At 36.2% G+C, this 9,558-nt stretch carries 9 protein-coding genes; 1 reads left to right on the top strand and 8 read right to left on the bottom strand.

Features of this window, described 5'->3' with window-relative positions; translation table 11 throughout:
* Nucleotides 1-149: 149 nt before the first annotated feature.
* On the bottom strand, nt 150-440 hold the full coding sequence (locus CP357_RS10225; protein ID WP_158227258.1) for a GH32 C-terminal domain-containing protein: 291 nt from the start codon (nt 438-440) through the stop codon (nt 150-152).
* On the opposite strand from CP357_RS10225, the gene CP357_RS10700 reads away from it, so the two are divergent.
* Entirely contained in the window at nt 439-663 is a 225-nt protein-coding gene (locus CP357_RS10700) for an AraC family transcriptional regulator (protein WP_098036710.1), read from the top strand. The two genes, CP357_RS10225 and CP357_RS10700, sit on opposite strands and share 2 nt — an antisense overlap.
* A 45-nt stretch (nt 664-708) precedes the next feature.
* Here CP357_RS10700 and CP357_RS05155 read toward each other — a convergent pair whose 3' ends face one another.
* From CP357_RS05155 to CP357_RS05125, 7 genes are read right to left on the bottom strand one after another with little or no spacing between them, the layout of a single operon-like run.
* Entirely contained in the window at nt 709-1,917 is a 1,209-nt protein-coding gene (locus tag CP357_RS05155) for an NAD(P)/FAD-dependent oxidoreductase (protein WP_098036708.1), read from the bottom strand.
* A gap of 20 nt (nt 1,918-1,937) precedes the next feature.
* Entirely contained in the window at nt 1,938-2,837 is a 900-nt protein-coding gene (locus tag CP357_RS05150) for a prenyltransferase (protein WP_087235797.1), read from the bottom strand.
* Nucleotides 2,838-2,871: 34 nt separating this feature from the next.
* Nucleotides 2,872-3,570 carry a bifunctional demethylmenaquinone methyltransferase/2-methoxy-6-polyprenyl-1,4-benzoquinol methylase UbiE gene (ubiE, locus tag CP357_RS05145; RefSeq protein WP_098036707.1) on the bottom strand — a complete coding sequence of 233 codons (699 nt, stop codon included), beginning with the start codon at nt 3,568-3,570 and terminating at the stop codon, nt 2,872-2,874.
* Nucleotides 3,571-3,580: 10 nt separating this feature from the next.
* The gene (gene cydC / locus CP357_RS05140; protein WP_025005354.1) at nt 3,581-5,329 is read right to left on the bottom strand and encodes a thiol reductant ABC exporter subunit CydC; all 1,749 of its coding nucleotides are present in this window, start codon (nt 5,327-5,329) and stop codon (nt 3,581-3,583) included.
* Nucleotides 5,319-7,037, bottom strand: a complete 1,719-nt coding sequence (gene cydD, locus CP357_RS05135) for a thiol reductant ABC exporter subunit CydD (RefSeq protein ID WP_098036706.1) — start codon at nt 7,035-7,037, stop codon at nt 5,319-5,321. Before cydD ends, cydC begins: the two co-directional genes overlap by 11 nt.
* Nucleotides 7,037-8,059, bottom strand: coding sequence for a cytochrome d ubiquinol oxidase subunit II (gene cydB, locus CP357_RS05130; RefSeq protein ID WP_098036705.1), 1,023 nt, complete (start codon nt 8,057-8,059; stop codon nt 7,037-7,039). The genes cydD and cydB overlap by 1 nt, the downstream gene beginning before the upstream one ends.
* Nucleotides 8,060-9,493: a cytochrome ubiquinol oxidase subunit I gene (locus CP357_RS05125; protein ID WP_098036704.1), complete on the bottom strand. Its 1,434-nt coding sequence runs from the start codon at nt 9,491-9,493 to the stop codon at nt 8,060-8,062.
* Nucleotides 9,494-9,558: the final 65 nt, after the last annotated feature.

The following is a 9,558-nucleotide window of genomic DNA, read 5'->3' as shown; positions in this document are numbered from 1 at the left end:
GCAATATATTTCTTCATAGCCTAACTGTTGCACTTAATTTGACAATTCAGGAAAACTTTATTTTCTTCATCAACTGTAATTAAATTTTGCATATTTTTCTCCGTATTCTACTTACTAAAAAGGAGCATAGAACTTTCTATGCTTCTTTTTTATAGTTCAGCTGATCTTAATTGATAAATAGTACCTTCTACTTTAGCTTCACCATTTTCACTTGTTACAAAAATTCGGTTAGCTTTTTCATCAGGAAAAACTCGCATTGAAAATACTTTTTTACCATCATCTAAGAAAATTTTAGCTGAAGATTCATCTTGTAAGATTCTAACTTTTATTTTTTGATATAGATTTAAATGACAACTGCGACTATTGCCATAACTTTCACCAAAATGAACTCCGCAATTTCCGCGATCTATGATAAATTCTTGTTTTTTATGATTAAAAATTCAGGAGAAAAACTCTAATCAAAGTCCAGAACAATTTATAATCGATTACCGCTTAAAAAGAACAAGTGAACTACTAAAATCGGATTCTGGAACGATTTCTTACATTGCACTTTCTTCCGGTTTTCAAAGCTATCAGAGCTTTAATCGCCTTTTTCGTAAAAGATATCAGATTTCACCGACCGAATTCGGAAAGAAATATAATACCAAAACAAATAAGCGATGAATCATCAAAGATCCATCACTTATTTTATTTATGTAAATTTTTATTTTAATGATAAAAGTCAAAACGACCAATAGACAACGTTCCTTTAACGCCGCCGGTTTCAAAGATCGATTTATCAATAGTGATCTTCTTCATCACCGAAGCCCAATAGCCATATAATTTAACGCCTAATGCTAAGCCTACAGCACTTTTACCCAAATCAACCACAACACCTAAGTCATGGTAAACAAATGGGTTAGGACGACTATAGCCATTCACTCTCGCATGAATATCATCGGCTGCATAATTAGCCATAGATAAAGCTAATTGACCAGTATTTGGCAAAGGCCAGCTCTTTCCTGGTTGTGGCACTGAAGCGACATCCCCTAAAACATAGATGTCTTCACTTTCAGGAGCTGTTAAATGATCAGTTACTGTAATCTTGTCACGTTGTTCCTTAAAACCAGAGTCCGCAATTACTGGATTACCACTAAAGCCCATCATCCAAATTATGTTATTAGTTGCCAACTTCTTTTCTTCAGCTTGATCACCAATCTTATAGCAAACGCCATCCGCTTGAATTTGACTAATGCGCGCTTGATTAATGATATCAATATCATTTTCTTTGATCTTATTCAAAGCATAATTACATTGCTTATCGCCAAACATTGGCAACATTCTCTTAGAGCTATTAAACATCTTGATTTTGATTTGATCAGGACTAACTCCTGCTAATTTGGCAAAACGAGGTCTATTCATAGCTATAGCGTTGGTTACTTCTACTGCCTGAAAGCCTGACCCACACATTGTTATTACCAAATCATTCGGATTCTTAGTCTTTTTATAATCACGCATGCTTGCATACAGATGATTCCGAATAGCCTCGGCAGATTCCACATTATACATAGGCAATGCATGTTCTTGCACGCCATCGATTCCAAATGTGCTTAACGTAAAGCCTAATCCAATTACACAATAATCATATTTTAAAGGAGTATGCTTGGCTAATTCTACCGTTTTATTTTGGTAATCAATTTTCTTAACTTCATCTTGGATAAAGGTAGTCATCTTTGGATTAATCACATCTGCTACTGGATACGATATTGCGGTGTATGGCGCTTCACCAGATACCACGTCATACAAACGGAATGTCTCACAGTGAAATGGATTGCGATCAACTAAAATAATCTTAACTTCTTTACGCAATTTTTTTTGCAGTTTAACGACGGTCTTAATGCCGGCAAAACCAGCACCTAATACAACAACCTTTTTCATGATTGAATCCTCCTACTCTTTTAAAATATAATTCCTAAGAAATATGTAAATAGATATGCGGCAGACCCTACTAACAGTGTTTTAACACCGGTACTAAAGGTTTCCGTTTTAACTTGTTTATGAATAATTATCTTATTTTGTTGATAGATAAATGGAACGATTAAGATCGTTAGCCAAACAGTTTTTGGTGCAAGTCCCAAGAAAGGTAAAATTCCAATAATCAAAAATGCCAATACATTTTTGACGGTTAAAGCGATTAATCCGCCCTTTTTACCAATAAAATGAATGATAGTCGTACGGTGATTATCTTCGTCTTCTTGAGCATCACATAAATTGTTGGTCAGCATTAAATTAGAGATCCATAATTCATCTGCCAGAGCTACCAAAAAGATTTGTCCAATAGTTAACCAATTCCAGGTAAAGACTTGATAGGTATTAAGGTATACGCTCAGTAAAACAATCATAAAGCCCATGGTGAAACCGGAAAATAGCTCGCCTAATGGCAAACTTGAAATTGGATGCAGACCAAACGAATATAGATACCCAACGGCAAAACAGAAGATACCCATCCATAAAACAGGCAACCCGGCTTGACTTACAAGATAAAGACCTAACAATGCCGAAATCACACTAAATCCGATTATTAAACCCAAAACCAACTTAGGGTTAATATTTTCTCGACCAATGATATTAGTTTTTTCTTGGTAACTCTTACTATCCGCATGATAATAATCGCAATAATTGTCAAACATATCGACAACCATATTGAATAAAAACATCGCAATAAAGAAGATTAAAGCTAGCTGCCAATTTAGTTGATGATAATAAAATTTACTAAAGCACATTCCTAACAAAAATGGTATTACACTAGCTGTCTTGGCCTTAATTTCAATTAATTCCAAAAATACATTTAAAGCCATTAGCCCACATCCTTTCGATACATCTAATTTTTATCTATTTAATTCCTATATGAATCGCTGCCGCTCCACCAGTTAATTTCTTAACCGCGACATGACTAAATCCATTTTTAATTAATAATTGCTTTAATTGTTGAACAGATAAAAATTCTTTACTTGTTTTAGATAAATATTGATAATCTCGCACATTGCTCTTAACCAGCTTTGCCCAATAAGGGAAAATTTCAAAATACGCACGCCAACCTAATTTAATGATCTGATTATTAGGCTGCGACATTTCTAAAATGGCAAATTGTCCGCCAGGTTTTAAAACCCGATAAGCTTCTTTAACGGTCTTTTCTGCATCGGGCACATTGCGTAAGCCAAAACAAATGGTAACACAATCAAAACTTCTCGCCGCGAAAGGCAAATTCATTGCATCCCCGTTAACTAATTTAACTTTCGGTTGCAAATGCTTTTTCACTATCTTTTCGTGGGCCAGTTTTAACATCGCTTGATTAAAGTCTAGGCCAGTTACCAATTTAACTTTTTTCGCTAAAGCAATAGTAGAATCGCCAGTGCCACAACATAAATCTAAACATTGATCTGTGCTTTTCAAATTTAATCTGGTTAAAAATTGTTTCCGCCAAATATTCTGGATGCCCAAACTGACCATATTATTCATCAAATCATAATTGGGAGCAACGCGGGTAAATAAATCATTAACGTCTTTTTCAGGTACTTTATTTGTTAACATTGCTTTTTCCTCACAGACCTTGATCTGCTCTCTTTAATTCACGATAACGCTGCTCAGTTTGCCACAACTCTTTTGGACTGCCTTGCATATAAATTTTCCCATCTTCTAGGAAAATAACCTGATCCATTTGATCAATTCCCTGCAAGTGGTGTGTAATCCAAATCAAAGTTTTTCCTTTAAGCTGAGTCATAAAAGTATCGATCACAGCTTGTTCAGTAATAGGATCTAATCCTACTGTTGGCTCATCAAGCAATACAATCGGCGTATCTTTTAACAAAATTCTTGCCAAAGCCAAGCGGTGACGCTCACCACCTGAAAAACGTAAACCTGCTTCATCTACTTCTGTTTCTAAACCCTGCGGCAGTTTTTCAACCATTTGATCTAATCCTACTCGTCTTAACACATCCCACAATTGATCATCTGTAGCATCTTCATTTCCTAAGCGGAGATTATTGCCAATTGTTGTGTTAAACAAGTAAGGATTTTGATTAATTATACTGAAATAATTAGCAATCTGATCACCAAATTGATCTGTCGAAATTCCATTTAGCGTAATACTACCGCTATCAGGAGTACGATCTCCACGCAATAATGAAGCGAGCGTGCTTTTACCAGCACCACTACGTCCTAAAATTGCTAACTTTTCACCATTCTTAATGGTTAAATTAAGACCGTGCAAAATCTCTTTATCAGTCTTGGGATAAGTATAATGCACATCCTTAAGATCAATTTCATATGGAGCCTTAAGGGTAATTGCTTTCTTATTTTCAACTTCTGGTCCAGGTAAATTATTTAATCGATTTAACGAATCCTTATAAATATTTGTTTCCTGAGCTGCGGCTGGCAATCCCGCAAAGGCTGACACGGTTGGAAATAGTGCCAATGCAAACGCTGCAATCCAGTTTGTATAATAGGTATCTCTTTGACCAAAGCGAAACATGCCCCAAATTATCAAACTGACAATCGCTAACAGATATACTAGCTGAAAAGTATAATCACGCCAACGTTCAAACTTTTTCATCACCTGATCAACTTCAAAAAGTTCTTGTTGATCTTTAACATGGAGCTTCAAAAAGGCTGAACCACGACCGGATAAAACCCAATCGTTGACACCCATCACGTTATCTGTCAGATCAGCATACAGTTTATCTTGCATCTGCTTTTCATAGGTCTGTCTAGCTCCGTTTACAAGCACTGACCAAATTGGAATAGCAAAAATAATTAAGCCAAAAACTACTAGCATCCATAATCCCATTAATGGAGATAGCCAACCTAAGCCAATTACAATAATTGCATATAGGCCCCAAGCTACCATCATTGGAAAAATAGATCTTAAATACAGGTTTTGAATGTGGCTAACATCATCAGACAATAAGCCTAAGATATCGCCTAGTTGATACTTACTATTAAAATTAGTAGCATCCCGTTCCAACGAATCATAAAGCTGCTGGCGGAATTTGGAAGTCATTCTAAAGACCCAGTTATGACTTACTAACCGTTCAACATAACGGACAGCTGGACGGAACACACCAAATGCTCTGGTCAAAACTATCGGTACATAAACTAGTAAAATATTTTCAGGTCGTGCAGCAGATCTACTAATCAAGTAACCTGCGCAGAACATCAATCCTCCACCGCAGAAGAACGTCAAAATACCCAAGAAAATTGCTAAGATCAAAGTTTTTTTGTAGCGCTTTAAGAAAGGACGAACCCAACGATCATTTTTTAGAGCTTTTAAAATTGGAATCCTATTGATCATTGCTTTCGCCTCTCATTCCGTGAATTAAATCAATAAAGTAACTATTATTTGCCTGCAAATCTGCAAACGTTCCCTGACCTACTAGCTGTCCATGATTCATGACTAGGATATAATCCATTTCTTTTAACCAGTGCAACCGGTGAGTGGCAAAGAAGACCAGGCGCTTTTGCATTAAAGGCAACATTTTAGTCTTCAAATCAATTTCAGTTTCAATATCTAAGTGAGCAGTTGGCTCATCAAAGATCATCACTTTACGTTTAGGATCTAGAAATGCCCTTGCTAAAGCAATTCTTTGCGCTTGACCACCAGACAAAGCTCTTTTACCTTGACCGATAACCGTATCTAAGCCCTTAGGCAAGTCGTTTAATAAATCATCTAATCCCATGACATGAATAGCCTGCAATATTTCTTGATCAGTTGCTTCAGGGTGATAAAAAGCAATATTTTCACGTAAAGACTTTGAAAAAACATATGGCTGTTGCGGAATGTAGATTAATTGCCTCTGCCAATCAGGGATGTTCATCGTGTTAGTTTTATGACCTTCTATTTCAATATCAGCTTGACTTGGTGTTAAAAAGCCACTAATTAGGTTAATCAAAGTACTCTTACCAGAACCACTCATACCGATAATTCCGATTTTTTGATAGCCTTTAATCTTAAAATTAATTGGTCCAATTTCTGCACCCTTTAAATAATTGAAACGCAGGTCATTAATTATTAACTCATCATTTGCACTCCAGTCAGTTAATGCAATTTTCTTTACAGGTTCTTTCGGAGCAGCGATTAACTCATTAATTCTCTTAAACGCATTTTTTCCATTTAGAGTGGCATGAAAATCGCCTGCAAAATCTCGGATTGGTAAGAAAAAGTCTGGTGCTAAAATCAAGATCCCCAAAGCAGGAAATAAATTGATTTTTCCATTCATCAAATCAAAACCAAGAAAAACTGCAATGATAGCAATTGATAAAGTAGTAAAGAAATCAAGAGCAAAAGTTGAAAGCATTGCGACTTTTAACACTGCCATTGTTTTCTTGCGAAAGTTTTCACTTAAACGATAAATACTTTTTGAATAGCGCTTGCTTAGGCCCAAATATTTTAGTGTATCAATACCACGTAAGGAATCAATAAAATTATTTGATAAAACCTGGAAACGACCAAATTGTTTAATCGCCTTATCTTGTGCTGCATGTCCCAAAATTATCATGAAAAGAACAATTAAAGGATACATCAAAAGCAGAATTACTGCAGAAAGCCAATTTAAACAAAGCATGCAGATAAACACTATGATCGGGACGATCATCATCGTAAGGACTTTGCTATAAATCAGTTTGACATATTGTCGAACCTCATCAACTCCATCCAAAGCCATCGTAATCAAGCTACCCGTTCCCTGCTTTTGAACTAGAGCTTGTCCTTCATTAAATACTTTGGTTAAAAGTTTTTCTCGTAAGTCTTCTGCAATTTTTCCAGAATATTTATTTAAAATTGCATCCCTAATAGTATTAATCAATTGACGCAAGGCAAAGCATACAATAAATAGCAATAATAATAGCCAATTTAAAGCATGACCTTCCCAAAGTCCCGTCAAAACTGCACTTAATGCCAAAGCCTGACCAATTATGAAAAAAGCCTGCAGAATCTCAATTACTGCAAGCTTTCTCATGATTGCACTAGCGCCAGCAAGTTTGAATAGCTGTCGATCAATCATTATTTAACCTCTCCAATTTTAGGCATTGCAATCCGCTTGCGGAAAATCCAGTAAGCCCAGATTGTGTAAGCCAAAACACAAGGTACCAAGATTACAGTAGCAATTGTCATTACAACTAAAGTGTAATTTGATGATGATGCACTTTGGATCATCAAATCGTATTTGCTACTAATTGATGAGATCATTACTCTTGGGAACAATCCGCAGAAGATTAATGCTACCAATGAAATCAAGGTAAGACCACTAAATGTAAGAGCGGTACCTTGCTTGTTCTTAAAGGTTGAAACGTGTGCTGCAACTGAGAAGCCCACGATTAAAGCTAGGCAGATTAGAGTCAAAATTGGATGAACCTTTAAGAAGTCTGTTTGGAAGAATAATAGTAAAGCAAAAATAACTTCACCAATATAGAGTACCCAGTAAAGTGCATGAGCATAATTTTGGGCACGATCTGAAATTACGCCTTTTGTCTTTAAAGTAATATAGTTCAAACCATGTAAGTAGCAAAGAAGTGTTAAAGCAACACCACCTACTACTGAGAACCAGTTAATGTAATCGAAGAAATGACCATAAATATTACCATTTGCATCGATTGGCATCCCTTTAATCATTGAGATAAACATGATTCCGAAGAAGAATGGAACAAGGAAACTCCCGATTGCCATTATGTTATCCCAAATATGACGATGGGCTGCACTACTCTTTGACCTAAACTCAAAGGATACACCACGAATAATTAAGCCAACCAAGATAATCAGCAAAATAATGTAGTATCCTGAAAATAATGTTGCATACCAATATGGGAATGATGCAAACATAGCACCACCTGCGGTAATAAGCCATACCTCATTACCATCCCACACAGGTCCAATAGTTCTGACAATTTGAGTTCTTTCGGCATCATTATAAGCTAATGTTTTTACAGCCATTCCCACACCGAAGTCAAAACCATCCAGGAAGAAGAAGCCGGAAAACAAAACGGCTAATAAGATAAACCATAATATTTGCAAAACTGACGCTGACATTTAAAAGGCCCCCTTTGCAAATGGATCAGTAGCTCTCTTTTCGTCTCCAGCTTTTTCCCATTCTTCTGGGTCATTACGCAAGAAGCGAACAGTTAAAGCAATCATTACAATTGCCAAAATTGTAAACAATGAGAAGTAAACAATATTGGAAATTAACAATGATGTTGCTGATACACTTGGTGATACACTTTGTGCAATAGTAAATAGTCCATAAACAGTCCATGGATAACGACCAAGTTCAGTAATTAACCAACCTGCAGTATTAACAATAAATGGTGAGAAAGTCAAAATTGCTAGTACCCATAGACACCAACGATGGCTGTAAAGACTTTCTTTGCCTTTGCGTGTCATGATCAATCCTACAATTGAAACTAAGAATAATAATGCAGCAAAGCCACACATTACACGGAATGACCAGAACAAAGTGTTAGCTGGAACATAATAATCCATCTTATGGTTGTCAATCTTAGTTCCATATCTCTTTTCAAGTTGCTTATTAACTTCTTTCATACCAGTTACGGCGCCTGTGGTCTTGTGGTATGAAAGAATACTCAATACATCGGGAATATCAATGTTTCCTTTCATGTTATGAGTCTTAGGATCGACATAGCCAACTACAGTCCATGGTGCTTTTTCACCGGTCGTAGTCGTTACACCTTCTGCTGCAGCGAACTTCATTGGTTGTTCATGAACCAAATATCTCATTTGGAAGTCACCGGCAACAAACTCACAAGATGAGAAAATTAACATTAAAACCAATCCTAAACGAATAGTTTTATGATAAATCTTCTTGTTAACATCTGATATGCTACGTTTTTTAAGTAATTGGAATGCAGCTAAACCTGTAAGAATGGTAGCACCGGTAAGCAATGCACCAAAAATTACGTGAGTATATTCATATAATAATTGACGGTTGCTAAGCAATGCACCAAAGTCAACCATGACTGCACGACCACCGCGGATACTAAATCCAACGGGATGCTGCATAAATGAGTTAGCTGTCAAAATCCAAAGTGCTGAAGTTAAAGTACCAAAGACAATCATCCATGCAAAGAATAGGTGCAAGCCCTTCTTTACACGATCCCAGGTAAATAACCAAAGACCAATAAATGTTGATTCAATAAAGAATGATAGCAAAGCTTCAAATGCTAATGGAGCTCCGAAAATATCACCCATGAATCTTGAATAATCTGACCAATTCATACCGAATTGGAATTCCTGAATTAATCCAGTTACCACACCAACGGCGAAAGTTAAGAGGAAGACATTTCCCCAGAATTTAGTCATTTTGCGATAATTAGGGTTTCCAGTGTGGACATACATTGATTCCATAATCGCAACCACGAAGATTGTACCAATTGTAAATGGTACAAAGAAGAAGTGGAATATGGTCGTCATTGCGAATTGGAAACGTGCTAAACTTAACACATTCATAATTACGCCTCCATAAAATTCTAAACTCCCTAATCTTTTAATAGGCTCACTTATAGTGTATACCT

It is taken from the genome of Lactobacillus sp. UMNPBX6, assembly GCF_002553975.1.
Taxonomy (GTDB): Bacteria; Bacillota; Bacilli; order Lactobacillales; family Lactobacillaceae; genus Lactobacillus; species Lactobacillus gallinarum.
Note: the sequence above shows the minus strand (reverse complement) of the source record. Positions and strands in the feature narration are given on the sequence as shown.